Source organism: Paenibacillus sp. SJS-P3 (assembly GCF_056711585.1).
On the sequence record NZ_CM160043.1, the window covers coordinates 2,022,638 to 2,045,760 of the forward strand.

Sequence of the window (23,123 nt, forward strand, 5' to 3'; positions counted from 1 at the left end):
TCCTTCCGAGTGGGGCGCCGCTAAGCAGGGCAGCGCTGCGAATCTGCGATGGGCGGCCAGCTCTATACGGACTGGCTGCGCATCTGTTCCCGGTAGCGGCTCGGGGTTAGGCCGAATTTCTTGCGGAATACGTAATGGAGGTAGCTGCCGCTCTGGAAGCCGGTTTCGGCCGCGATCTGCTCGATGGAGCCTTGATTGCGGGCGAGCGCTTCGCATACCTGTTCAAGGCGGCAGCGTTCCAGATAATCGCTGAACGAGACGCCGCCTTGCTCCTTCATGATCCGCTGCAGCTGGCGGCTGCTGACATGGATGCGGTCTGCCGCATCCTGCAGAGACAGGGGACTGGAATAGTTGTCCCGGATGAAGCGGGTGATGAGCTGATAGCGGTAGAGCGACATATCCCGCTCGGGATGGGCGACCTGCGGCAGCGGCTGCAAAGGGGCGCGGGCGGCTCGGAGCAGAATTTGGATGACCGCCTGCTTCACCGTTGTTCCCCAGCCGGGTTCGGCCTCCTGGACGGCTTTGTAAGCCGTCAGGAACCAGGGCATCGCCTGGCAGCGGTCCGGGATGGGCTGTGGTCCGAGCGCATCGAGGGCAGCGATGCAGTTCTCCGCTTCCTGGCGCTCCCATTCGTCCTCCCCGGAAGGGGCGGGCTCATCCTCGATCGGAACGATGTCGATATGCAGGCTGAGCTCCTCCGTACCGTCCGGACGGCCCGCCAGCTGCTGGTGGAGCACGCCGGGGCCGGTCAGATAGAACATGCCTTCGCGGAATTCATGGTCGCTGTCCTCGAGGGACAGCGTGCCGGAGCCGCGGGCGATGAAGTGGAATTCATATTCCGAATGCTTGTGGTAGCGGATGAGACGATCCTCCGGGAAGGAGGCGAGATGAAAATGCAGCACCCGAAGCCGGTATGCTCCCCAGCGGAACCGGAGCTCCAGCCGGTCCATGCCATCCCGCTTCTCCATCATCGGGGCGTAAGGAAACGGCTTGGAACCCGGCATTCTCATTTCGCTGCGCCGGCCAGGTCGATCCGTCTGCCTTCGGCCGCGGAACGGTTCGCCGCTTCCATCAGCCGCGTCAGATCGGAAGCGAGAACGATGTTCTCCTCGTCTGCGGTGCCGTTCTCGATATGTCCGACCCACTGGCTGAACGCATTCGGCAGCTTGGCTCCGAGCGGAATCTCCTTCCACTGCTCTTCGAGCTTCGTGCTGCGCACGCTGATGACATCGTCCGGATTGCCGTACAGCAGCGTTCCTTCCGTGCCGAAAATCTCGATCTGGAAGGGGGAATGCTTGCTGGCGAAGCCGGCCTCGACGACGCCGATCGCTCCATCCGCGTAAGAGAGGACGGCAACGGCGTTGTCTTCGACTTCGCGTCCGGTCACATACCCGTACGATGCGGTCAGGCTCTCAGGCATGCCGCCAAGGAACAGGCGGGTCAAATACATCGGATGGCAGCCGAGATCGATGAGAGCTCCGCCTGCCGTCTGCTGCGCCGAGTAGAAATGCTCCGGCAGCCAATTCGCCAAGGCGCCGTCATGCGCAAGGCGGACGCGGACAAGCGTGAGCTTGCCGAGCAGTCCTTGCTCCAGCACTTCGCGGATGGCGGTCGTGTAGCCGTCGTTGAGACGGGGGAGAGAGACGGTCAACTTGACTCCCGCTTCTTGAACCGCTTTCAAAATCTCGTCCAGCTCGGCGGCCGTCGGAGCAATGACCTTCTCCGTGAAGATATGCTTGCCGGCTTTGGCAGCCTTGACCATCACTTCGGCATGCATCGTCGTCGGCGCATCCACGATGACGGCATCGACATCGTCGCGCGCGAGCACTTCGTCCAGGCTGCTAACGAACGGAACGCCGAGCTTGTCGGCGGCTTCCTGGCCGCGTGAAGGCACTTCATCCCATACAACCGTAATTTGCGTGCCGGGATGCTCGTTTGCATAGCCCGTGTATTCCCAAGCATGGACATGCCAGAAGCTGAGTTTTGCGATTCGTATCATAGCGGAAAGGTCCCCTTTCATAGTGGAAGCAGACTGTAAGAATGCGACATGGCTTTAAGGTAACATAGGATAATGACTACGAACAGTATACAAATATGACATCCGATATGTAGAATGACGACATTGGTGCCAGTTTGATTCCGGAGTTGTTTTGCCTCAAAATAGAAGGGAGGCGAAACTTCCCGGGCTTGGCAATGAAGGCTGGGACATGCTGACATCTCGGGAAGGAGGGCGGAAGCATGAGGATGCGAAGAGCCGTGCAGGCTCCCATTCATCTCTACCGCAAGTTCATATCGCCGCTGAAGCCGCCGACCTGCCGCTTCTATCCGACCTGCTCCGCCTATGCGCTGGAGGCGGTGGAGAAGCATGGCGCGGCCAAGGGCTCCTATCTGGCGGCGAGACGCATCCTGCGCTGCCATCCGTTCCATCCGGGAGGCTACGATCCCGTGCCATGAGCTTCCTTGACATGCGCAGGGTCGTTTCGGTATGATTACGACAAATACAGCTTACCCGATGAAGGGAAGAGTAGTTTCCGCAGCTGCCGCATCAGAGAGCCGGGCAAAAAGGTGCAAGCCGGCCGGGAGCGGGAAACGAAGATGGTCCCGGAGGATTCCGCTCCGAACGGCAGCAGCCTGGCGCTGAAGCCGCAAGGTACGGACGCGCGCAGCCGGCGTTAGCGGCTTGCCGTTCCTCCAGGAACGGCTTCACTAGAGCTTCCCGTCCGCCTCAATGCCCGAGGCAGGGAAGGAATTTGGGTGGTACCACGAAGCGCTCCCGCTCTCGTCCCATAGCGGACGGGAGTTTTTTTGCATGTCCATATCGATCCGGAGGGATTCCCAATGCCAGAGAACAACAACAGCTATTACATTACGACACCGATCTATTATCCGAGCGGCAAGCTCCATATCGGCCATGCCTACTGCACGCTCGCCGCCGACGCGATGGCCCGCTACAAGCGGGCGCAGGGCTACGACGTCAAGTTCCTGACGGGAACCGACGAGCACGGCCAGAAGATCGAGCGCACGGCCAAGGAGCTCGGCATGACGCCGATCGAGTTCCTGGACGGAACGGTCGGCGAGATCCAGAAGCTGTGGAAGAAGCTCGAGATCAGCCACGACGACTTCATCCGCACGACCGAGGAGCGCCACAAGAAGCCGGTCGAGAAGATTTTCAAGCAGCTGCTCGACCAAGGCGACATTTATAAAGGGACGTACGAGGGCTGGTATTGCACGCCATGCGAGTCTTTCTTCACGGAACGCCAGCTTGTGGACGGCAAATGCCCGGATTGCGGGCGTCCCGTGGAGCTGGTCAAGGAGGAGAGCTACTTCTTGCGGATGAGCAAGTATGCCGACCGGCTGCTGCAGTACTATGAAGAGAATCCGGATTTCATCCAGCCGGAATCCCGCAAGAACGAAATGATCAACAACTTCATCAAGCCCGGCCTCGAGGACCTGGCCGTGTCGCGGACGACGTTCGAATGGGGCATCAAGGTGCCTGGAGATCCCGAGCATGTCATCTATGTATGGATCGACGCGCTCTCCAACTATATCACCGCGCTTGGCTACGGCTCGGAAGACGATTCCCAGTACCGCCGGTTCTGGCCGGCCGACGTGCATCTGGTCGGCAAGGAGATCGTCCGCTTCCATACGATCTACTGGCCGATCATGCTGATGGCTCTCGACCTGCCGCTGCCCAAGAAGGTGTTCGGCCACGGCTGGTGGCTCGTCAAGGAAGGCAAGATGTCCAAGTCCAAGGGCAACGTCATCGATCCTGTCGTCCTTCTGGAGCGTTATGGACTCGACGCTTTCCGCTACTTCCTGCTCCGCGAGGTGCCGTTCGGCTCGGACGGAACGTTCACTCCCGAGGCTTTCGTGGAAAGGCTGAACTTCGATCTGGCCAACGACCTCGGCAATCTGCTGAGCCGCACGGTGGCGATGATCGACAAATACTTCGGAGGCGAGGTTCCGGCCTATGCCGGCGCCGTGACCGAATTCGACGGCCCGCTGCAGGCGCTCGCCGCCGAGGTCGTCTCGTCGGTCGAGGCTTCCATGGAGCGCATGGAGTTCTCGGTCGCGCTGTCATCCCTCTGGCAGCTGATCAGCCGCACGAACAAGTACATCGACGAAACCCAGCCATGGGTGCTCGCCAAGGATGAAGCCCGCCGCGGCGAGCTCGCATCCGTCATGTACCATCTGGCGGAATCGCTGCGCATCGTCTCCATCCTGCTGACGCCGTTCATGACCCGCGCTCCGCAGGAGATCCGCCGCCAGCTCGGCGCGGAGGACGAAGCTCTTGCCGCATGGGAATCGGTCCGCTCGTTCGGCAGCCTGCCTGCCGGAACCCGTGTATCGAAGGGCAGCGCCTTGTTCCCTCGTCTGGATGCGCCGGAGGAGATCTCTTATATCGCCGACGCCATTCTTGGGGGAGGCGTCAAGAAAGAGGAGCCGGCAGGCGAAGCCAAGCCGGAATCCGCTTCCGCTCCGGCCGCTGCAGTCCCGGCCCCGGAGCCGAAGGAAGAAATCGGCATCGACGAGTTCGCCAAGGTCGAGCTGCGCGTCGGGCAGGTGATCGCGGCCGAGCCGGTGCCGAAGGCCGACAAGCTGCTCAAGCTGCAGCTGGATCTCGGCTACGAGCAGCGGCAGGTCGTCTCCGGCATCGCCAAGTTCTACAAGCCGGAGGAGCTGGTCGGCCGCAAAGTCATCTGCGTCACGAACCTGAAGCCGGTCAAGCTGCGCGGCGAGCTGTCCCAGGGAATGATCCTCGCCGCATCCGCCGGCGACGAGCTGACGCTGGCGACGGTGCCCGACTCCATGCCGAACGGCGCCATCGTCAAATGATTCGAACCAAAAAGCAGGATGCGGGCGACAGCCCTGCATCCTGCATCCATTAAGGGAGGCTGGTCCAAACCATGTCCAGCGTGAACATCGGCTTGGCATTCGCCGCAGGCATCGCGTCCTTCGTCTCGCCATGCTGCCTGCCGCTCTACCCTTCGTATTTATCCTACATAACGGGCATATCGGTCACCGAGCTCAAGAGCGACAACCCCGGCCGCGAAGTGCGGCGCCGAACCATGAGCCATACGCTGTTCTTCATTCTCGGATTTTCGCTGGTCTACTACACGCTCGGTTACGGGACGAACCGCTTCGCCGAGCTGTTCGCCGATTACCAGGGCCTGATCCGGCAGCTGTCCGCCATCCTCATCATGCTGATGGGACTGTTCCTGATCGGGCTGTTCCAGCCGAGGGCATTGATGCGGGACTTCAAAATGCCGGTGAAGCTGAAGTCGGGCTATCTCGGATCGTTCATCTTCGGCATCGGCTTCTCCGCCGGGTGGTCGCCATGCGTCGGGCCGATTCTGGCGGCGATTCTGGCTCTTGCGGCTTCCGATCCGGGGACATGGTTCGGCCTTACGACCGCTTATGCGCTCGGCTTCGCAATTCCGTTTTTCGTGCTTGCTTTTTTCATCGGCTCGACGAGGTGGATCGTCCGCTATTCGTCCGTTCTGATGAAGATCGGCGGCGCCTTGATGCTGGTCATGGGCGTGCTGCTGTTCACGAACAAGATGTCGGTCATCACGATCTATTTAAATGGAATCACGCCGGAATGGCTGCGGTTCTGATCCTGTGATCAAGTGAAATAATCGATCGTCGCCTCAGGGAAATGCTCGAAAATGCGCTCGGATATAAACATCCGCAGCGCATTTGCCTGTTCATCGGGGTAGACGTATTTGCCTTGGCCCCAGCGGCCCCATTTGTACTTGCGCTTTTCGATATCCATCTCGAGCTTCGTTTTCGGGTAGCGTTTCTCGATCGTCGTCTTGGCGGTCTTGGTGAAGCGATGCTGGATGAGCTCGAAGGTCAGATCGGGAATGCCGGCGGGCAGCGTCTTGGCCAGGTTCTCCAGCAGCTCGGCGTAGCCTTCCTGCCAGCCCTCGTGCCAGATGATCGGCGCGATGATGAACCCGACGGGATAACCGGCGGCGGCGACTTTGCCGGCCGCTTCGATCCGCTGTTCGAATCTCGATGTCGCGGGCTCGAAGTTTTTGATGACATACCTGGCGTTGACGCTGAAGCGGATGCGGGTATGGCCGTTGTGGCGGGCATCGAGCAGGGAATCGACATGATGGAATTTGGTGACGAACCGCAGCCTTCCGTATTCCTGGTCCGCCATGAACTCGATCAGCTCGCGCAGGGAGCCGGTGATCGGCTCCAGGCCGACGGGATCGCTCGTGCAGGCGGCTTCGAAGCGGGTAATCTGCGGCACCCTCTCCTCGATGTAGCCTTTGGCCGCGTCCAAGATCTCGTCGGTATTCACGTATACGCGGATGTATGGCTTGGCGCCGAGCGTCGTCTGCAGGTAGCAGTAGTGGCAGTGGGCCATGCAGCCTGTCGCGATCGGGATGGCGTATTCGGCGGAAGGCTTGGACTGGTCGAACTTGAGCGTCTTGCGGATGCCGACGACGAGCGTCCGCTTGGCGATCTTGTACTGCTCCAGCTCGGAATCGCCGGGCAGGTTGGTGATGCGGTTGTGGGATGTCGTCATGCGGATCGGCAGTCCTTGCTTGACCGCCCATTCATGGATCCGCTTCCCCTTGGGATAGTTCAGCGAGTCCGGCTCGAAATAGACCAGCTCGGGCACGAAGACGTCGGGTCGGCCGGTGCGTGGACGTTCCATGACAGTGCTCATAACGGCATGCCTCCTCGGGAAGGATGGATGATGGCTCGGGGTTAGTTTGGCATGGAAGCAAGCTTTTCAATAAGGGAAATCCCGGCGGTGCAAGTTGCAGGAGGCCGGAGCGCGTTGTATGATACTAAGGAGCGTGGCGCCGATGCGTGGAGGCGCCCAGCAGGTTAGGAGGGTTTTCATGCCTACACCGAGCATGGAAGATTATTTGGAACGGATCTACAAGCTGATTGAGGAAAAGGGATATGCCCGCGTGTCGGATATCGCGGAAGGGCTGGAGGTCCATCCATCCTCGGTGACCAAAATGATTCAGAAGCTGGACAAGGACCAGTATCTGATCTATGAGAAATATCGCGGCCTCATCTTGACGGCCAAGGGCAAGAAGATGGGCAAGAGGCTGATGGAGCGCCATCATCTGCTGGAGCAGTTCCTGGAGGTCATCGGAGTCCAGGAAGCGAATATCTATCAGGATGTAGAGGGAATCGAGCATCATCTCAGCTGGGATTCCATCACCTGCATCGAGACGCTTGTGGAGTATTTCCGCCGTGACGAGTCGAGGCTGGAGACGCTCCGAAGCATCCGCAGCGAGCTGGAGTCCGAATAGAGCCGCCCAAATAAAAATAACGGCAGGCGGGAATGGAAACATTCCGCGCCTGCCGTTATTTTTATTTGTTCTTCCTGCTTGTTCAATGATATTTGGGCATGCCGTCCTCATCCTTGCCGCCATCGATGACCCGGAACGGGGACGGCTTGCGGCCGCGGGCCTTGGCGGAGGCCGATTTGAAGCGGGAAGGCTCGTTGCGTCCTTTTCCGGCTTGGCGGGGATTATGCTTGACAATTCGTTTCTTGCGGGCGGGACTGAACCAATAGAAGGCGAAGATGCCGCCAAGAATGACGGCTGGAAGGAGGAGGCTGAACGGATTGCGGGAGAGGCTGCTCCCCAGTCCGATCACAACCAGCACGGCAATGACCGCCGTCCATATGTTGACCTTGTTGCGACGCATGCAAATCCGCCCTTTCTATTGACGATGCTCCCCTTCGGGATGCTCTCGAGACGGTCAGACAGCCGTTTTCACGTTGACTTCCCGCTCGAGCTCGCGCATCCGGTTGAAGGAGGCGATGGATACTTCGACCTGGTCGTCCGACGGCTCCTTCGTCGTCAGCAGCTGCAGCCACAGCCCGGGATAGCCGAGATAGCGCAGCACCGGAACGTCGCGCAGGGCGTTCGTCCAGCGCAGCACCTCATAGGATGCGCCGAGAACGACGGGAAGGAGAAGGATGCGAATGTAGATCCTCTCCCATAAGTTGTCCCAACTGAAGAAGGAATAGACGATCACGCCGACGATGACGGAGAAAATGATGAAGCTGCTGCCGCAGCGGTAATGCAGGCGGGTATACTTCTGAACGTTGCGCACGGTCAGCTCCGCTCCGTCCTCGTAGGCGCTGATGACCTTGTGCTCGGCGCCATGGTACTGGAACAGGCGCTTGACGAGCGGAGTCAGGGAAATCAGGTACAGGTAGGCCAGGAGCAGAATGATCTTGATTCCGCCTTCGATCAGGTTGTGCAGGAACACGCCGGTAAACATGTGGCTGAACAGCCAGCTCTCCAGAATAGCAGGAACGAGGGTGAAAATGAGCTTGCCGGCTGCGAAGCTGATAATGCCCGCGACGGCGACGCCGACGATCATGGAGAGGCTCCAGCCTTCCTTTTTCGGCGCTTCGTCCTTCGCCGCTCCGGCTTCCTCCGGCTGGTCCTCGGCATAGGCTTCCAAGGCGTAGTTCAAATGCTGCGAGCCTTTGGCGCTGGACTCGAGAATGCCGATGACTCCGCGTACAAACGGAATTTTCTTGAGCGGCTGGTACCAGGGCTTCTTGCCTGCGCTCGGAACTTCGTAAAAAGTGATTTCTTCGTTCTTGCGGCGTACCGCCGTGACATTGACGTTGCGGCCGCCGAACATGACGCCTTCAATGACAGCTTGTCCGCCGTAAATGGATGTGCTCGCTTCTGGCAACGGACATTCACCTTCCCTTTGTTCATACTTCCGCTCGCTTCAGGCTCGGTTGCAGCCTGCGGGGGAACTGGAATCCTGTTTCCATTGTACTTGATGGCAATGGGGAATGCCAGACTGCCTCTCGCGGCATCCGCGAACCTTCGCGGACCTGGAAGACGGTTAGCCGGCATGGAATTTGGCGCATACTAAAGGCGGACATTTCAAGGAGGCGATCGAAATGAGCGCGACAGCGGCAGCATCGGACCGCGGAAAAGGCATGGACAAAAGCAAGTATGGCAAACATACGACCAATACATGGACGTACTGCCTGCAGCTCGGGTTTTGGGCCGGGCTGATATGGGGCTTCGCCCATTGGCTTCTCTATACGTTCCGGTTCACCAAGGTTCTGCCCGGCATGCTGGCGGAGCCGTTCTTCAAGCACTCCTTCCTCGTTACGGGCTGGGGGCATGCCGTCGGCATCGGGCATTTCATCGTTTTTTCCATTGTTGCCGCCTATTTGTACAAGCTTCTGCTCGGACGCTTTTCGGGTCCATGGGCGGGCTTTGTGTACGGCCTGCTGTGGTGGACGCTGCTGTTCCTGGCACTCGGTCCGTTCCTCGGGATGGTGAAGCCGGTCACGGTTCTCGGCTGGAACAGCATTTTCACGGAGCTCAGCCTGTATGTGGTATGGGGCCTGTTCATCGGGTACACGATCGCGTTCGAATTCACGGACGAAGCCTCGCGCGAGCCGAAGCGCAAGCCCAAGGGAGGAAGCTGACGGACCCGCACTTCCAAGGGCATGTCATTTATGGTAGAATGGCAAGTAGCCTTTTGGCTTTTGGAGGTGCGGTAATGCGCAAGATTCTCGTACTTAACGGTCCTAACCTCAACATGCTGGGAATCCGGGAACCGGGCGTATACGGAACGACGACGCTGGATGGAATCAAGGCCTTGATGATTGAAGAGGCTTCCCGCCTCGGCGCGGAGCTGGATTTCTTCCAGTCCAATCACGAGGGCGGATTGATTGACCGGATCCATGAGGCTTACGGCAGCGTGGACGGCATTCTGATCAACCCGGGAGCCTTCACCCATTACAGCTATGCGATCCGCGACGCGCTGAGCTCGGTGCCGGTGCCGTCGATCGAGCTGCATTTGTCCAATATCCACAAGAGGGAAGCCTTCCGGCACCAGTCGGTGACGGCGGCATCCGCCGTCGGGCAGATCGCCGGCTTCGGCGCCTACAGCTATGTGCTTGGGCTGCATGCCTTGCTGAATCATTTGGACAAACCGTCCGGCCAAGGCAGCTAAAGGCAGTTTGATTGGATTAGAGGAGGTAGCCGCGATGACGAAGCAACGAGTGGAGAAGCTGCGGGGCAAGCTTGAAGAACAGGGATTGGAAGCGCTGCTTATCGGCAGCCCGTACAATCGGCGATACATAAGCGGGTTTACCGGATCTTCGGGCTGGGTGCTGCTCACGTCGGCGAAGAGCTGGTTTCTGACCGACTTCCGCTACACGGAGCAGGCTGCGGAGCAGGTGCAAGGGTTCGAGATCGTCGAGCATGCAGCCGACTATATGGAATCCGTCCGCGAGCTGCTGGCTGCGGAAGGCATAACGCGTCTGGGCTTCGAGCAGGAGCATACGGTCTACTCCAACTATGTCCGCTGGGGACAGGTTCTCGGCGCAATCGAGCTCGTGCCTGCAGCCGGCATCATCGAGAGCCTGAGGGCCGTCAAGGATGCCTCGGAGCTGGCGATCATGCAGGAAGCGGCCGACCTGGCCGATGCGACCTTCGATTATATCAAAGGTCTGATCAAGCCCGGCATGAAGGAATCCGATGTCGCGCTTGAAATGGAAGTCTTCATGAGAAGCCGCGGCGCGACATCGTCCAGCTTCGACACGATCGTCGCCTCCGGCGAACGTTCGGCGCTCCCGCATGGAGTCGCGAGCGGTCGCGTCATCGGCAGCAACGAATTCGTGAAGCTCGACTTCGGAGCCTTGTACAACGGCTACTGTTCGGACCTGACCCGTACGGTAGCCGTAGGCGAGCCGTCGGCCAAGCACCGCGAGATCTACGAGATCGTGCTGGAAGCCCAGCTGCATGCCCTGGCGAACATCCGCCCGGGAATGACCGGCATCGAGGCCGACGCACTGGCGCGCGACGTCATCGCCAAGCATGGCTATGGCGACCAGTTCGGCCACAGCCTTGGACATGGCCTCGGCATGGAAGTGCATGAGAAGCCGAACCTGTCCAAGCGCAGCGACAACGTTTTGACCCCCGGCATGGTGGTAACGGTGGAACCCGGCATTTACATTCCAGGGTTCGGAGGCGTCCGCATCGAGGACGACATCGTCATCATCGAGAACGGGATTCAAATATTGACAGCTTCGCCGAAGGAACTTATTATCCTGAGCTAGCCCGACAGCCGAAGCGGCATGCTTCGGCTTTTGGACACTAAGTCTCCCGATCGCAGCGTCCAAGCGGAAACGTCGTTTCCGCATCACCCATTTACAGGAGGAATCACCCGTGATTTCAGTGAACGATTTCAAGACAGGCCTTACCATCGAAGTTGATACCGACATTTTCAGCGTCATCGAATTCCAGCACGTCAAGCCGGGCAAAGGCGCTGCGTTCGTCCGCTCCAAGCTGAAGAACCTCCGCAACGGCAACATCGTGGAGAAAACCTTCCGTGCAGGCGAGTCGCTTGGCCGCGCCCACGTCGAGAACCGCGAAGTCCAATACCTGTACAATTCCGGAACGGAGTACACGTTCATGGACAACGAGTCGTTCGACCAATTCAATCTCGACAAAAAGCAGCTGGAGTGGGAAATCAACTTCCTGAAAGAAAACATGAACGTCAACATTTCCAGCTACAAAGGCGAAATCATCGGCATCTCGATCCCGAACAGCGTGGATCTGAAGGTAACCGAAACCGAGCCTGGCGTCAAAGGCAACACGGCTCAAGGCGCTACGAAGAACGCAACGCTCGAAACCGGCTACACGGTTCAGGTGCCGCTCTTCATCAACGAAGGCGACCAGCTGCTGATCGATACCCGCGAGGGCCGCTACATTTCCCGCGCGTAGTTCCATTCCTCTGTCAAGGCCGCCGGCGGGCGGCCTTTTTTTGTTCATCTTCTATCTCTTTAAAGCGTGAATGTGATATAATCGGTACTTGTATAATCAGCTAATGGTTGGGAGTGAACAGCGGTGTCGTTGATCGTGATGAAGTTCGGCGGCAGTTCGGTCGGCACGACGGAACGGATGCAGAGAGTCGCGCGGCGGATTGTGGAGAACAGGGATGCGGGGCATAAGGTCGTCGTCGTGGTATCCGCGATGGGGGATACCACGGATGATTTGATCGACAAATCCAGGGAGCTGAATCCGAACCCGCCAGCTCGCGAGATGGATATGCTGCTCACGACGGGGGAACAGATATCGGTCGCCCTGCTGTCGATGACCATACATGGCCTTGGCCGGCAGGCTGTCTCGATGACGGGGTGGCAGGCGGGAATCCGCACGGAAAGCGTCCACGCCAAGGCGCGGATCACGGATATCCGGCCGGATAAGATCCACCAGGCGCTGAATGACGGCCTGATCGTCATCGTCGCCGGCTTCCAGGGCATGACGGAGGACGGGGAGATCACGACGCTGGGCCGCGGCGGCTCCGATACGACTGCGGTCGCCCTGGCGGCCGCGGTGCAGGCCGATGTATGCGAGATTTTCACGGACGTGGACGGCATCTACTCGACCGACCCTCGCGTCGTCAACAACGCGCGCAAGCTGGACGAGATTTCCTACGATGAGATGCTCGAGCTAGCGAACCTGGGAGCTGCGGTGCTGCACCCGAGGGCGGTCGAGTATGCGAAGCAGTACAACGTGAAGCTGGTCGTGAGATCCAGCTTCAACCACAACGAAGGAACGACGGTCAAGGAGGAAGCGGTCATGGAACAAGGAATCGTAGTGAGCGGCATCGCATTCGACAAGGATGTCGTCCGCATCAGCATTCTCGGCGTAGAGGATGTGCCCGGCGTGCTGGCAGGCGTATTCGGAGCGCTTGCCGACGGCGGCATCAATGTCGATATCATCGTGCAGAGCGGAGTCATGGGCGGCAAAGCCGACTTCAGCTTCACGATCGGCAGAGGCGACCGCGACAAGGCTCTTGCCATCATCGAAGGCAACCGTTCCGCCGTTCCTTACCGCGAGACGACTTCCGAGGACGAGCTCGTGAAGGTTTCCATCGTAGGCGCAGGCATGGTCAGCAACCCGGGCGTTGCGGCCAAGATGTTCCGCGTGATGGCCGAGCTCGGCGTCAGCATCAAGATGGTCAGCACCTCCGAGATCAAAACTTCCTGCGTCATCGGGTCGGGTCCGCTTCAGGCTGTGGTCCGCGCTCTTCATACGGCTTACGGCCTCGATACGGCCGAACAGGTTTTTGTCGGCGGGCCTTCCGAGCGCCGATAGCCATCGCCAGCCACAACTCCCTCAAACGGATGCTTGAGGGAGTTTTTTTGCATTTTTTGCATTCAGCCTTCGATCATCGGGCTGCCGAGGCGCAAGCCGCGATCAGATCTGCCGGATTGGATTCGGAGCTGCCCGCCAGCTCTGCGATTCTATCGGATGGCCGTTCCTCGAACAGCACTACAGAAGCCCGATCGATAGAATAGAGAGTCTGGCGAAGACGATTACAACACGCTTGGATTCTTCCTTGGCCAAACGTTTCGATTTCTTCCTTCCCTAATGCTTGTTTCTTCCTCGCAGTCCGCATCCTTTCTTTCCTTTCACTTAAGCCTTGTTAGAATCCGTTCTCTGCTCCACGCCGACAATCGCTTCCTATGCAAAGCATAGGGCTTGCCATATTTGAAGACAAGCCGGCATAGGCTGGGTTATACGAAGATGGAAAGAAGGGATCGGAATGATGAATAAAGTTGTAGCTACGATGGCTTCGCTGCGCCTGCTGTCGGGCTCCATCGAGATCATGGCGGCGCTTCTTATGCTGCGCCTCAATCAAATCGATAAAGCGCTCGTCATCAATTCCTCGCTTGCGTTCGTCGGGCCGGTCGTTCTGCTCGCGACGACGGCGGTCGGGTTGATCGGACTGTCGGACAGGCTTTCGCCTGCCAAGCTGGCCTGGGTCGCGGTCGGTATCGGCTGCCTGCTGATCGGGATCTTCAAGAAATAGTCTGCAAGTCTATGAACCTTCTTGATAGCAAGCGGCATAATGCGTCCAGACAAGCATACAAATAGGCTATAGGACGAACGGGGGAAGGAGTGAACGCCAATGTTGAAGCTGATTGCGCATCTATTGCCGCCGGAACTTTATGAACGGCTTCGCCAGCTGCCTGATTCCGTGCATGCGGGTTTGGAAGAGATTCGAATACGTGAGGAAAGGCCGCTGGAAATCGTCAGCCACGACAAATCGGGATTTTTGACGGAGGACGGCGGATGGAGCAGCAGCCCGCAGCAGGCGTTCAGGCCTTCCGGTGAACTATGCCGCAAGCTGCTCGGCAGGCTGACCGGGCATTCGCTGTACGCGATGGAGGAAGAGCTCAGGAAGGGCTACATCACCGTAACCGGAGGCCACCGGGTAGGACTGGCCGGCCGGACCGTTCTGGAGCGGGGCGACGTCAAGGCGATCCGGGATATCGGCGGCTTCAACATTCGGATCGCCCGGGAAGCGGTCGGCGCGGCAGACAAGCTGGCGCAGCAGCTGGCGGATGCGGCGAGGCGGAGCATCCATTCCACGCTGCTGATCGGTCCGCCGAGAATGGGCAAGACGACAATGCTGAGAGACCTCGCCCGCATCGTCAGCTCGGGCAAGTGGCCCGACCCCTCAATGGCCGGATGGCCGGGGAGAAGGGTGGCCATCGTGGACGAGCGGTCGGAAATCGCCGCTTCCGTCAAAGGGGTGCCTTCCTTCGATGTCGGTCCGAGGACGGACGTGATGGATGCTTGTCCGAAAGCGGAAGGGATGATGATGATGCTCCGCTCCATGTCTCCCGAAGTCATCATGGCCGACGAGATCGGCAGGACGGAGGATGCGGCAGCCGTCCGGGAGGCGGCACATTCCGGAGTCGCGGTCGTGGCGACTGCCCACGCCTCCAGCCTCGAAGAAGCGAGGGGCAGACCCATTCTGCGGGAGCTGCTGCATGACGGGGCGTTCAGCCGCTGCGTCATTCTCGGGAGGGGCAGGAATGGTTTCGAAGCTCGGGTCGTCGCGCTCCAGCACGCTGCGCCGACGGCGAGAGAGCCGACTGCAGCGCGAGCTCCAGAGGGGGCGGGAACATGATCAAGGCAGCCGGTGCCGTGCTCATCCTGCTTGCCGGCACGCTGATCGGATTTCTGCAGGCTGCTCGTTTCGCCAAGCGTCCGAGGCAGCTGCGAGAGCTCATCCACGGCCTGCAGCGCCTCGAGACCGAGATCGGCTACGGCTACACGCTGCTTCCGGAAGCGATGCGCCGTACAGGCGCCCATATGGCGGAGCCCGCCGCTTCGATCTTCCGGCTGACTGCGGACAGGCTGGAAAGTCCGGATGCCCCTGCTTTCGAAGCATGCTGGGAAGAAACGCTGACCGGCTGCTGGCCGGGCACCGCGATGCGGAAGACGGAGCTGGCGACGCTGAGACGGCTCGGCTCCACGCTGGGAATGAGCGACCGCGAAGATCAGCTGAAGCATCTACGGCTCGCGCAGCAGCAGATGCAGGCGGAAGAAGACGGTGCCCGGGATGACCAGGCGCGTTACGAGAAGCTGTCCCGCTCGCTAGGCATTCTCATTGCCGCACTGGTCGTCATTTTGATGGTTTAGGGGTGCCGAGTACATGACCATGGATATCAGCGCCATCTTCCAGATCGCCGGCATCGGCATCATCGTGGCCATGATCCACACGGTGCTTAAGCAGATGGGGAAGGAAGACATGGCGCACTGGGTGACATTGATCGGATTCGTCGTCGTACTGTTTATGGTCGTCCGGATGCTCAACGAGCTGTTCCAGGAAATCAAGACGATCTTCCTGTTCCAGTAGCGGCGGCATTCCGCGGGTCAGGAGAATGGATTATGGAGATTGTGCAAATCGCGGGAATCGGGCTGCTCGCCGCGATTCTCATGCTGGTGCTCAAGGAGCAGAGGCCGCTGTTCGCTTTTTTGCTCGCCATGTTCACAGGGGTATTCATCTTCCTCATGATGCTGGGCAAGATCGATGCCGTCATCGGCACGATGCAGCAGCTGGCCGAACGCTCCGGCATCCCTTCGGTGTACTTGAAGACGATCCTCAAAATGATCGGAATCGCGTATATCGCCGAGTTCGCCTCTCAGATCATCCGCGACGCCGGAGCCGAGAGCGTAGCCTCGAAGGTGGAGTTCGCCGGGAAGGTGCTGATTCTCGTCATGGCCGTCCCGATCATCAACGTCATTGTGGAGACCGTGGTCGGCCTGCTGCCGGCGGGGGGGTGAAGCGGCGATGCGGCTGCGGATGCGTTGGCTTCAGGCAATCGTAATAAGTCTCGTCATCTGGCTGGCCATGTCGGGAACGACGGCTTGGGCGGCAAGCGGTCCGGCGGAGCCGTCCTTGCAGGAATCCCGCCAAGACGAAGGCTCCAAGGCAGCCGCGGACCTCAACGACAAGCTGGCCAAGGAGCAGGCGCAAGCCTACGGAACGGACACGGTGGAAGCGTACTGGAACAAGCTGGTCACGGAGTACGGCGGTTATTTTCCTGACGGTTCCATGCCGAGCTTCGTCGAGATGATCACGCCCGGCGGCGAAGGCCTCAAGCTCGGGACGGTGCTGAGCGGCCTGATGAAGATGCTGCTGCATGAGGTGCTCTACAACGGCAAGCTGCTCGTCTCCATCGTGCTCCTGTCGATATTCAGCAGCATTCTGCAGACGCTTCAATCGGCATTCGAGCGGAACATGGTCAGCCAGGTCGCTTACTCTGTCGCTTACATGGTGCTGATCGTGCTTGCCGTGAACAGCTTCCACGTCGCGATCGGATATGCCAGGGACGCGATCGAGTCCATGATCCAGTTCATGATGGCGATGATTCCGCTGCTGCTGACGCTGATCGCCAGTACGGGAAGCGTAGCGACCGTCACTCTGCTTCATCCGGTCATCATATTCATGGTCAATACGGTCGGAACGCTGATCTATACGATCGTTTTCCCGCTCTTCTTCTTCTCGGCCGTCCTGCATATCGCCAGCTCTCTGAGCGACCGCTTCAAAGTGACGCAGCTGGCCAATCTGCTGCGGACGACGGGGGCGGGAATACTCGGGGTCATGCTGACCATCTTCCTGGGAGTCATCTCGGTCCAGGGGGCGGCAGGAAGCGTGACGGACGGAATGACGCTGAGAACGGCCAAATTCATCAGCGGCAGCTTCGTGCCGGTCGTAGGAAGGACGTTCTCGGATGCTGCCGATACGGTCATATCGGCATCCATGATGGCCAAAAATGCCGTGGGCCTCGCGGGAGTCATCATCCTCCTCTTCCTGTGCGCTTTCCCTGCGATCAAGATTCTGGCGCTGGCCGCCATCTACAATGTCAGCGGCGCCGTCCTGCAGCCGCTCGGCTCCAGCCCGATCACGACCTGCCTGCTGACCATCGGCAAGACGATGCTGTTCGTGTTCGGAGCTCTCGCGGCGGTAAGCCTGATGTTCTTCCTGGCCGTCACCATCATTCTGACGGCAGGCAATGCGATGATCATGATGCGTTGAGGCAAGCAGCGTGGACGAAAGGAGTCGAAGCCGATGCTGGGCTGGTTCAGCTCCTGGCTCAAGGATGTCATTTCCGTCATTCTGCTCGCATCCATCGTGGACTTGCTGCTTCCGAACAAGTCCATGCAGCGTTACGCGAGGCTTGTAACCGGCCTGATCGTCCTGCTCGTCATTCTGACTCCTTTATTGAAGCTGGCGCAGGGAGACATTCAGGGGAAGCTCAGCGAGAGCATTAAGGATTGGGACCGCGAAGTTCAGGACTCGAATGTCAAGATGCCTTCGCTGGACGATATCCTGCGGAAGGCCGAGCAGACTTCGGGGCGCTCCAGACAGCAGGCAGCCGAGCTGGCGCGGAGCCAGCTCGAATCCGAGGTGAAGGCGGCTGTCGAGCAGCAGACCGGATTCAGCGTCGCTTCGGTGGCTGCTGCGGTGTCGTGGGACGGGAGCGGCAACGGGACGGTATCCGGCGTCGTCGTCACGCTGGCAGCGGCGGACGGGCATTCTTCATCGCCTTCATCGGATTCCGGCAAGGCGGCGGGAGCGGGCGATGTCGCTCCTGTGGACATCAGGGTGGATCCCCTTCGCGTCCAGGCCGGGGATGGCTCCTCCAGCGGGGACACGGAAGCAGCGATGGCTCCTATGGAAGAGCCGGGCGCTGAAGATGGCGGCACGATGCTTTCCGGGGAAGGAACAGAGGCTGGTAATGACAGCGCGCCAGAAGCTCCGGCGCAGGCCGCTGCTGCGGTCAGGAGATTGGTGACGACCGGCTGGGGGCTGCAAGACCGGCAGATCCAAGTATTGCTGGAGACGGAATGAAGAGAAGGATAGAGCATGGCGGAGAGGAGGGGCAATGGTGGGCAAATGGCTGGAAAAGCTGGAGCAGCTCGCCGGCGGAGGTCCTGCAGGGCCAGGCCGCGTCAAGGCGCTGAGATGGCTGCTGCTTCTGGGATGCATCGGAGCGGCGCTGATGATTGCCGGCAGTCTGCTGGATTTCCGCCAAGTCGGCACGGCCGGCACCCATCAGGGAGCCGATCCGCCCGCTCCCGGCTCAGGCGGCGACCAGAGCTCCTTCATCGGCAAGACGTCGCCTGACGGAACGGACTTCTCCAGCATCGAGCAGCCTCTGGAGAACAGGCTGAAGGAGATATTGGAGCAGATTGTCGGCGTCGGAACCGTGAAGGTGCTCGTCACCATCGATTCGACGGAAGAGATGGTGTGGGGCGTGGATCCGAACAACTCCCAGTCGGTGACGGATGAGAGCGACAAGAACGGCGGCAAGCGCCACATGACCCAAGTGACGAGCAGCGGCAAGATCGTCATGTATGAAGTGTCCGGGGAGCAGAGGCCGGTCGTGACCAAAATCATCAAACCGAAAATCCGCGGAGTGCTGGTCGTCGCCAACGGGGCGGAAAATGCGGCCGTGAGGCGCATCATGACCGAGGCGGTGGAGAAGGGGATGGATGTTCCCCTCTCGGCGATATCGATCGTTCCGCGCAAGACGGGCTGATCCCGCCTGGACGGCCGGAGCCGGCGCGAACCTGTGAATCAGAGCAAGGAATAAGGCAAGAGTCGAACCGGAAACCGAATTAAGGCCAGATCCAAATTCAGATCCAAGACCAAATCCGAAACCAAATCCGAAACCAAACCCAGCCCTAATGGTCAACCATTTTAAGGAGGTCAAAGACAATGAATTCGAAACGTCAAACGGTATGGCTCGTATCGATGCTCAGCCTGATGGTCATTCTCTCCGCCTACTATCTGTTCACGGACAATCCGGGACAGAGCGCTCTCAAGGACACGGCGCAAACGCAGGGCGCGGCTTCCGGCGCGACGGAAGTATCCGGTGCCGCAGGCGTTGAAGTGCAGGACATGGTCGTTGCACCTGGGGATGAAGCTCCGGCTGCCGATTCTACAGGCAAAACGGATGCAGGCGCGGCTGCGGACGGCGCCAACGATTCCGGCAGCATGGAAGGCACGGATGCGGCAGGGCAAAAAACGGACGGACAAACGAAAACCTCCGATGCGAAAGACGGCGCGAAGGAAACCTCTGCGGATACGGGCATCAGCCCCGAGGACCAAGCGGTGCTCCAGCAATTCGAAGCGGGATCGGCTGCCGGCGAGTTCACCCGGCTGAGCGAAAAAAGCCAGGATAAAGTGAGCAGGCTGTATGACGACATCATGAAAAAAGTGAACGATCCGAACCAAACGGCGGACGGCTCCGCCAAGGCGCTGGCCGAGCTCGACCAGTTCGAGAGCCGCCAGGACAAGATCGAAAGCCTGCGCAAGGATCTGGGAGCGAGCTTCAAAAACGTCGTCATCGACGAGAACGGCGGAGCCTTGACGGTCGTTGTCCAAAGCGAGAAGCTGCAAAGAAGCGAGGCGGCTTCCATTATTTCGAAAGTAAGCACTTCGCTGAATGTCAGCGCGGGCAGCGTGCTCGTGAAGTATCTCCCATGACGGAGCGTAAAAAGGCTTTCCGGATCTTTTCCGGGAAGCCTTCTTTTTCTTTGCGGCGGGGAAGCTTCGCTGCCCGGCGATTGACCTCTCGTGTTAGAATAGGGCTTGTGCTATAATACAGTACGTCATGGCCGCATGGAGGGCTCAGCCCGCCGTTCCGTCCGGCAAGCAATTAGAGCCAGGGGTTATTCCGATCCCCGTACCCGCCCTAAGGAGTGAATTACATGTTCAAGCTTAGCGAAATCAAAGAACTGATCAAACTGATCGATCAAACTTCCGTGCAGGAACTTGAAATCGAGAACGAAGGAACCCGCCTGCTGATCCGCAAGCCCGGCAAAGCAGAAACGGTCGTTTATCAAAGCGCGCCCCAAATTCCTACATATACCCAGCCGCAAATGACGCCGCAGCCTGGTGCCGCAGCCGTTCAGGCTGCGCCGGACGCATCCGCGGCCTCTGCGAATGAAGGAGAGAAGCTCCACAACATCGTGTCTCCGATGGTAGGCACATTCTACACCGCCTCTTCTCCGGACAACCCTCCTTTTGTGACCGTCGGCAGCAAGGTCAGCGACAAGAGCATCGTCTGCATTCTGGAGGCGATGAAGCTGATGAACGAGCTGGAAGCCGAAGTGCGCGGCGAAATCGTCGAGGTGCTCGTCGAGAACGGCCAGCTGGTGGAATACGGCCAGCCGCTGTTCCGCGTTCGTCCGGAGTAATGACAGGTTTCGAGGAAGGAGACAGATCGTTTTGAAATTCCAGAAGATCCTCATTGCCAACCGCGGCGAGATCGCCGTGCGGATCATCAGGGCGTGCCGGGAACTCGGCATCGCCACCGTGGCTGTGTATTCCGAGGCGGACCGCGAATCGCTGCATGTCCGCCTGGCTGACGAAGCGTACTGCATCGGGCCGACGCTGTCCAAGGACAGCTACTTGAATCTGACCAACATCATGAGCGTGGCCACCCTTACCGAGTGCGACGCCATCCATCCGGGATACGGCTTCCTTGCCGAGAACGCGGACTTCGCGGAGATCTGCGAATCCTGCAACATCACGTTCATCGGCCCATCCCCTTCCGCCATTACGAGAATGGGCGACAAGGCGATGGCGAAGCAGACGATGAAGGATGCCCGCGTACCGATCATTCCAGGATCGGACGGCCTGATCGAGGATCTGGACGACGCGATCAGCATCGCCAGAGAAATCGGATACCCGGTCATCATCAAGGCGACGGCCGGGGGCGGAGGCAAGGGCATCCGGATCGCCGAGGACGAGGACATGCTGATCCAGCAGATCACGACCGCCCAGCAGGAAGCCCAGAAGGCTTTCGGCAACGCAGGCGTCTACCTGGAGAAGTACCTCACCGGCATGAAGCATGTGGAGATCCAGATCATGGCCGACCGTCACGGCAATGCCGTCCATCTGTTCGAGCGGGACTGCTCCGTGCAGCGCCGCCGCCAGAAGCTCGTCGAGGAAGCGCCTTGTCCGGTCCTGAACCCGGAGCTCCGGGAACGGATGGGACAGGCAGCCGTGCGCGCGGCGCTCGCCGTGGAGTATTGCGGCGCCGGCACGCTGGAGTTCCTGCTCGGTCCTGACGGCCAGTTCTACTTCATGGAGATGAATACGAGGATACAGGTCGAGCATCCCGTAACCGAGATGATCACGGGCGTCGATCTGATCAAGGAAATGATCTCCGTGTCGGAAGGCAATCCGCTGTCGTTCCGGCAAGAGGATATCAGCATCGACGGCTGGGCGATCGAATGCCGGATCAACGCCGAGGATTCCGAGCGCGGCTTCATGCCTTCGCCCGGCAAGATCGGCTTCTACCTGCCGCCCGGCGGCATCGGCGTCCGCGTCGACAGCTCCGCCTATCCCGGCTACACGATCTCGCCGCATTACGATTCCATGATCGCCAAGCTGATCGTCTGGGCCCCGACACGCCAGGAAGCGGTCAACCGGATGAAGCGCGCGCTATCCGAATTCGCGATCGAAGGCATCAAGACGACGATTCCGTTCCACCTGAAGCTTCTCGAGCATCCGATTTTCCTTGGCGGCAGCTTCGACATCAAGTTCCTTGAGGATTACGACGTGAACAAGCCCTACGGCGACGAAGCTGCGGATGCCTGAATCCGTTTGTCATAAAACCCGTGGAATGCTATAGTATAGGAATATGAATCGGATGAGCCTCCGGTTGCGGACCGGAGGACACCTAACATCAAGCGGGAGGTGCGTCAAGGCACATGAGCATCATGGCAGCGGATTACGAGAAAACGGACATCGGCACGATCCAGATCGCGCCGGAAGTCATTGAGGTCATCGCAGGCCTTGCGACGATCGAGGTTGAAGGCGTGGCCGGCATGAGCGGCGGACTTGCGGGCGGCATCGCCGAACTGCTCGGACGCAAGAACTTGTCCAAGGGCGTCAAGGTCGAGGTCGGGCACAAGGAAGCGGCTGTAGACGTGTCCATCATCGTGGAGTACGGCAACCCGATTCCTGAGATTGCAGCCGAGATCCAGCGCAACGTCAAGAAATCGATCGAGATGATGACGGGGCTTATCGTCGTTGAAGTAAACGTACATATTCATGACGTCTACTTCAAGTCCGGCGAAAGCCCTGTTGAAGAAGACTCTGCCCTCAGAGTCAAATAAATATGGAACCGTCACCCCCTTGTGATTGGGCTGCCGCTCGGCGCAAGGGGGTTTATTCCGCTTTATGAGGAGGAACATCTGGTTGAGCCGAATTGTTGATCGTCTTCTTCTGTTTTTATTTTCCCTGGCCGTCATGATTTTGAGCGTGCTCGCGATCGCAATCGGCACTGGAGGAGTGGGCAAGGACTCCGCCTCGAGCTTTCTGGCCGATTGGATGAAGATCGGGACCCCCGTCAACATCGCCGTCATCATCACATCCGTCGTTCTGCTGCTCATCGGCCTTCGACTGTTCTTCGTCTCCATCCGCGTCAAGGGAGGCGGCTCTTCGTCCATCGATCAGCGCAACGACTTCGGCGACATCCGGATCTCGATCGAGACCGTAGAGAATCTCGTGCTCAAGGCAGCCGGCAGGCAGCGCGGCGTCAAGGATCTCAAAGCCCGAATCACGACGGCGGAATCCGGCCTGGACATCGCGGTGCGCGCGGTCGTGGACGGAGAGACGTCGATTCCTCATATGACGGAGGAGATTCAGCGGGCGGTCAAGGATCATGTGGAGGAAATCACGGGCATTCCGGTTGCGGCCGTCTCCGTTTTCGTCGCCAACGTCATCTCGTCTCCTTCTTTCAAGAGCCGCGTAGAATAGGAGGCAGG

At 59.3% G+C, this 23,123-nt stretch carries 27 protein-coding genes; 22 read left to right on the forward strand and 5 right to left on the reverse strand.

The genetic code is table 11. The annotated features are described in order from the left end of the window. Positions 1 to 62: 62 nt before the first annotated feature. The gene (locus AC06G8_RS09150; protein ID WP_447671039.1) at positions 63 to 1,010 is read right to left on the reverse strand and encodes a helix-turn-helix transcriptional regulator; all 948 of its coding nucleotides are present in this window, start codon (positions 1,008 to 1,010) and stop codon (positions 63 to 65) included. Further along, positions 1,007 to 1,999, reverse strand: a complete 993-nt coding sequence (locus tag AC06G8_RS09155) for a Gfo/Idh/MocA family protein (RefSeq protein ID WP_480285100.1) — start codon at positions 1,997 to 1,999, stop codon at positions 1,007 to 1,009. Before AC06G8_RS09155 ends, AC06G8_RS09150 begins: the two co-directional genes overlap by 4 nt. A 245-nt stretch (positions 2,000 to 2,244) precedes the next feature. Here AC06G8_RS09155 and yidD point away from each other — a divergent pair, with 245 nt between their 5' ends. From yidD to AC06G8_RS09170, 3 genes are all read left to right on the forward strand, one after another. Then, positions 2,245 to 2,454 (forward strand): membrane protein insertion efficiency factor YidD, encoded by a 210-nt coding sequence (gene yidD, locus AC06G8_RS09160; RefSeq protein ID WP_048748473.1) that lies wholly within the window; start codon positions 2,245 to 2,247, stop codon positions 2,452 to 2,454. 384 nt (positions 2,455 to 2,838) lie between these two features. Next, the gene (gene metG / locus AC06G8_RS09165; protein ID WP_447661869.1) at positions 2,839 to 4,836 is read left to right on the forward strand and encodes a methionine--tRNA ligase; all 1,998 of its coding nucleotides are present in this window, start codon (positions 2,839 to 2,841) and stop codon (positions 4,834 to 4,836) included. Between the two features lie 71 nt (positions 4,837 to 4,907). Further along, positions 4,908 to 5,618 (forward strand): cytochrome c biogenesis CcdA family protein, encoded by a 711-nt coding sequence (locus AC06G8_RS09170; RefSeq protein WP_480285101.1) that lies wholly within the window; start codon positions 4,908 to 4,910, stop codon positions 5,616 to 5,618. Positions 5,619 to 5,626: 8 nt separating this feature from the next. Here AC06G8_RS09170 and splB read toward each other — a convergent pair whose 3' ends face one another. Then, a complete protein-coding gene (gene splB / locus AC06G8_RS09175; RefSeq protein ID WP_480285102.1) occupies positions 5,627 to 6,685 on the reverse strand; it encodes a spore photoproduct lyase in 1,059 nt (352 codons plus the stop codon). A 178-nt stretch (positions 6,686 to 6,863) separates the two neighbouring features. On the opposite strand from splB, the gene mntR reads away from it, so the two are divergent. Next, entirely contained in the window at positions 6,864 to 7,286 is a 423-nt protein-coding gene (gene mntR, locus AC06G8_RS09180; RefSeq protein WP_076356588.1) for a transcriptional regulator MntR, read from the forward strand. 82 nt (positions 7,287 to 7,368) lie between these two features. On the opposite strand, the gene AC06G8_RS09185 is transcribed toward mntR, so the two are convergent. Beyond that, positions 7,369 to 7,686 carry a hypothetical protein gene (locus AC06G8_RS09185; protein WP_480285103.1) on the reverse strand — a complete coding sequence of 106 codons (318 nt, stop codon included), beginning with the start codon at positions 7,684 to 7,686 and terminating at the stop codon, positions 7,369 to 7,371. A 54-nt stretch (positions 7,687 to 7,740) separates the two neighbouring features. Next, positions 7,741 to 8,694 (reverse strand): DUF1385 domain-containing protein, encoded by a 954-nt coding sequence (locus AC06G8_RS09190; protein ID WP_480285104.1) that lies wholly within the window; start codon positions 8,692 to 8,694, stop codon positions 7,741 to 7,743. A gap of 217 nt (positions 8,695 to 8,911) precedes the next feature. Between AC06G8_RS09190 and AC06G8_RS09195 the strand changes: the two genes are divergently transcribed. The 18 genes from AC06G8_RS09195 to amaP all read left to right on the forward strand — a co-directional run bounded on the left by AC06G8_RS09195 (position 8,912) and on the right by amaP (position 23,115). Continuing rightward, a complete protein-coding gene (locus tag AC06G8_RS09195; protein WP_480285105.1) occupies positions 8,912 to 9,451 on the forward strand; it encodes a YqhR family membrane protein in 540 nt (179 codons plus the stop codon). A 74-nt stretch (positions 9,452 to 9,525) separates the two neighbouring features. After that, complete coding sequence (aroQ, locus tag AC06G8_RS09200) at positions 9,526 to 9,981, forward strand: type II 3-dehydroquinate dehydratase (RefSeq protein ID WP_447661863.1); 456 nt, start codon at positions 9,526 to 9,528, stop codon at positions 9,979 to 9,981. Between the two features lie 34 nt (positions 9,982 to 10,015). Further along, positions 10,016 to 11,089 (forward strand): M24 family metallopeptidase, encoded by a 1,074-nt coding sequence (locus tag AC06G8_RS09205; RefSeq protein ID WP_480285106.1) that lies wholly within the window; start codon positions 10,016 to 10,018, stop codon positions 11,087 to 11,089. Between the two features lie 109 nt (positions 11,090 to 11,198). Further along, positions 11,199 to 11,756, forward strand: coding sequence for an elongation factor P (gene efp / locus AC06G8_RS09210; RefSeq protein ID WP_076356576.1), 558 nt, complete (start codon positions 11,199 to 11,201; stop codon positions 11,754 to 11,756). 123 nt (positions 11,757 to 11,879) lie between these two features. Continuing rightward, complete coding sequence (locus tag AC06G8_RS09215) at positions 11,880 to 13,133, forward strand: aspartate kinase (RefSeq protein ID WP_480285107.1); 1,254 nt, start codon at positions 11,880 to 11,882, stop codon at positions 13,131 to 13,133. 451 nt (positions 13,134 to 13,584) lie between these two features. Next, a complete protein-coding gene (locus AC06G8_RS09220; protein WP_447661859.1) occupies positions 13,585 to 13,851 on the forward strand; it encodes a YqhV family protein in 267 nt (88 codons plus the stop codon). A gap of 99 nt (positions 13,852 to 13,950) precedes the next feature. Next, complete coding sequence (spoIIIAA, locus tag AC06G8_RS09225; protein WP_447661858.1) at positions 13,951 to 14,958, forward strand: stage III sporulation protein AA; 1,008 nt, start codon at positions 13,951 to 13,953, stop codon at positions 14,956 to 14,958. After that, positions 14,955 to 15,473: a stage III sporulation protein SpoIIIAB gene (gene spoIIIAB, locus AC06G8_RS09230; RefSeq protein ID WP_480285108.1), complete on the forward strand. Its 519-nt coding sequence runs from the start codon at positions 14,955 to 14,957 to the stop codon at positions 15,471 to 15,473. The genes spoIIIAA and spoIIIAB overlap by 4 nt, the downstream gene beginning before the upstream one ends. 13 nt (positions 15,474 to 15,486) lie before the next feature. Continuing rightward, positions 15,487 to 15,690, forward strand: a complete 204-nt coding sequence (gene spoIIIAC, locus AC06G8_RS09235) for a stage III sporulation protein AC (RefSeq protein WP_048748439.1) — start codon at positions 15,487 to 15,489, stop codon at positions 15,688 to 15,690. Positions 15,691 to 15,722: 32 nt separating this feature from the next. Further along, positions 15,723 to 16,118: a stage III sporulation protein AD gene (gene spoIIIAD, locus AC06G8_RS09240; protein WP_049867187.1), complete on the forward strand. Its 396-nt coding sequence runs from the start codon at positions 15,723 to 15,725 to the stop codon at positions 16,116 to 16,118. A 7-nt stretch (positions 16,119 to 16,125) separates the two neighbouring features. Further along, entirely contained in the window at positions 16,126 to 17,373 is a 1,248-nt protein-coding gene (spoIIIAE, locus tag AC06G8_RS09245) for a stage III sporulation protein AE (protein WP_480285109.1), read from the forward strand. A gap of 33 nt (positions 17,374 to 17,406) precedes the next feature. Continuing rightward, on the forward strand, positions 17,407 to 18,189 hold the full coding sequence (spoIIIAF, locus tag AC06G8_RS09250) for a stage III sporulation protein AF (RefSeq protein ID WP_480285110.1): 783 nt from the start codon (positions 17,407 to 17,409) through the stop codon (positions 18,187 to 18,189). 34 nt (positions 18,190 to 18,223) lie between these two features. After that, entirely contained in the window at positions 18,224 to 18,880 is a 657-nt protein-coding gene (gene spoIIIAG, locus AC06G8_RS09255; RefSeq protein ID WP_480285111.1) for a stage III sporulation protein AG, read from the forward strand. A gap of 179 nt (positions 18,881 to 19,059) precedes the next feature. Beyond that, positions 19,060 to 19,830: a SpoIIIAH-like family protein gene (locus tag AC06G8_RS09260; RefSeq protein WP_480285112.1), complete on the forward strand. Its 771-nt coding sequence runs from the start codon at positions 19,060 to 19,062 to the stop codon at positions 19,828 to 19,830. Positions 19,831 to 20,054: 224 nt separating this feature from the next. Continuing rightward, positions 20,055 to 20,543 (forward strand): acetyl-CoA carboxylase biotin carboxyl carrier protein, encoded by a 489-nt coding sequence (gene accB, locus AC06G8_RS09265; RefSeq protein ID WP_447661852.1) that lies wholly within the window; start codon positions 20,055 to 20,057, stop codon positions 20,541 to 20,543. 31 nt (positions 20,544 to 20,574) lie between these two features. Next, positions 20,575 to 21,951, forward strand: a complete 1,377-nt coding sequence (accC, locus tag AC06G8_RS09270) for an acetyl-CoA carboxylase biotin carboxylase subunit (RefSeq protein WP_447661851.1) — start codon at positions 20,575 to 20,577, stop codon at positions 21,949 to 21,951. Between the two features lie 113 nt (positions 21,952 to 22,064). Beyond that, positions 22,065 to 22,472, forward strand: coding sequence for an Asp23/Gls24 family envelope stress response protein (locus AC06G8_RS09275; RefSeq protein WP_021880408.1), 408 nt, complete (start codon positions 22,065 to 22,067; stop codon positions 22,470 to 22,472). 82 nt (positions 22,473 to 22,554) lie between these two features. Then, positions 22,555 to 23,115 (forward strand): alkaline shock response membrane anchor protein AmaP, encoded by a 561-nt coding sequence (amaP, locus tag AC06G8_RS09280; protein WP_447661850.1) that lies wholly within the window; start codon positions 22,555 to 22,557, stop codon positions 23,113 to 23,115. The last annotated feature ends 8 nt before the right edge of the window (positions 23,116 to 23,123 follow it).

Excerpts from the sequence above, each read along its gene's own strand:
- aroQ (WP_447661863.1), top strand. The coding sequence starts at position 9,526 with ATGCGCAAGATTCTCGTACTTAACGGTCCTAACCTCAACATGCTGGGA.
- splB (WP_480285102.1), bottom strand. The coding sequence starts at position 6,685 with ATGAGCACTGTCATGGAACGTCCACGCACCGGCCGACCCGACGTCTTC.
- spoIIIAE (WP_480285109.1), top strand. The coding sequence starts at position 16,126 with ATGCGGCTGCGGATGCGTTGGCTTCAGGCAATCGTAATAAGTCTCGTC.
- spoIIIAG (WP_480285111.1), top strand. The coding sequence starts at position 18,224 with ATGGTGGGCAAATGGCTGGAAAAGCTGGAGCAGCTCGCCGGCGGAGGT.
- spoIIIAB (WP_480285108.1), top strand. The coding sequence starts at position 14,955 with ATGATCAAGGCAGCCGGTGCCGTGCTCATCCTGCTTGCCGGCACGCTG.
- AC06G8_RS09260 (WP_480285112.1), top strand. The coding sequence starts at position 19,060 with ATGAATTCGAAACGTCAAACGGTATGGCTCGTATCGATGCTCAGCCTG.
- yidD (WP_048748473.1), top strand. The coding sequence starts at position 2,245 with ATGCGAAGAGCCGTGCAGGCTCCCATTCATCTCTACCGCAAGTTCATA.
- accB (WP_447661852.1), top strand. The coding sequence starts at position 20,055 with ATGTTCAAGCTTAGCGAAATCAAAGAACTGATCAAACTGATCGATCAA.
- AC06G8_RS09185 (WP_480285103.1), bottom strand. The coding sequence starts at position 7,686 with ATGCGTCGCAACAAGGTCAACATATGGACGGCGGTCATTGCCGTGCTG.
- mntR (WP_076356588.1), top strand. The coding sequence starts at position 6,864 with ATGCCTACACCGAGCATGGAAGATTATTTGGAACGGATCTACAAGCTG.
- AC06G8_RS09220 (WP_447661859.1), top strand. The coding sequence starts at position 13,585 with ATGATGAATAAAGTTGTAGCTACGATGGCTTCGCTGCGCCTGCTGTCG.
- AC06G8_RS09150 (WP_447671039.1), bottom strand. The coding sequence starts at position 1,010 with ATGAGAATGCCGGGTTCCAAGCCGTTTCCTTACGCCCCGATGATGGAG.
- spoIIIAF (WP_480285110.1), top strand. The coding sequence starts at position 17,407 with ATGCTGGGCTGGTTCAGCTCCTGGCTCAAGGATGTCATTTCCGTCATT.
- AC06G8_RS09275 (WP_021880408.1), top strand. The coding sequence starts at position 22,065 with ATGAGCATCATGGCAGCGGATTACGAGAAAACGGACATCGGCACGATC.
- metG (WP_447661869.1), top strand. The coding sequence starts at position 2,839 with ATGCCAGAGAACAACAACAGCTATTACATTACGACACCGATCTATTAT.
- AC06G8_RS09195 (WP_480285105.1), top strand. The coding sequence starts at position 8,912 with ATGAGCGCGACAGCGGCAGCATCGGACCGCGGAAAAGGCATGGACAAA.
- spoIIIAA (WP_447661858.1), top strand. The coding sequence starts at position 13,951 with ATGTTGAAGCTGATTGCGCATCTATTGCCGCCGGAACTTTATGAACGG.
- AC06G8_RS09170 (WP_480285101.1), top strand. The coding sequence starts at position 4,908 with ATGTCCAGCGTGAACATCGGCTTGGCATTCGCCGCAGGCATCGCGTCC.
- AC06G8_RS09155 (WP_480285100.1), bottom strand. The coding sequence starts at position 1,999 with ATGATACGAATCGCAAAACTCAGCTTCTGGCATGTCCATGCTTGGGAA.
- spoIIIAD (WP_049867187.1), top strand. The coding sequence starts at position 15,723 with ATGGAGATTGTGCAAATCGCGGGAATCGGGCTGCTCGCCGCGATTCTC.
- spoIIIAC (WP_048748439.1), top strand. The coding sequence starts at position 15,487 with ATGACCATGGATATCAGCGCCATCTTCCAGATCGCCGGCATCGGCATC.
- AC06G8_RS09205 (WP_480285106.1), top strand. The coding sequence starts at position 10,016 with ATGACGAAGCAACGAGTGGAGAAGCTGCGGGGCAAGCTTGAAGAACAG.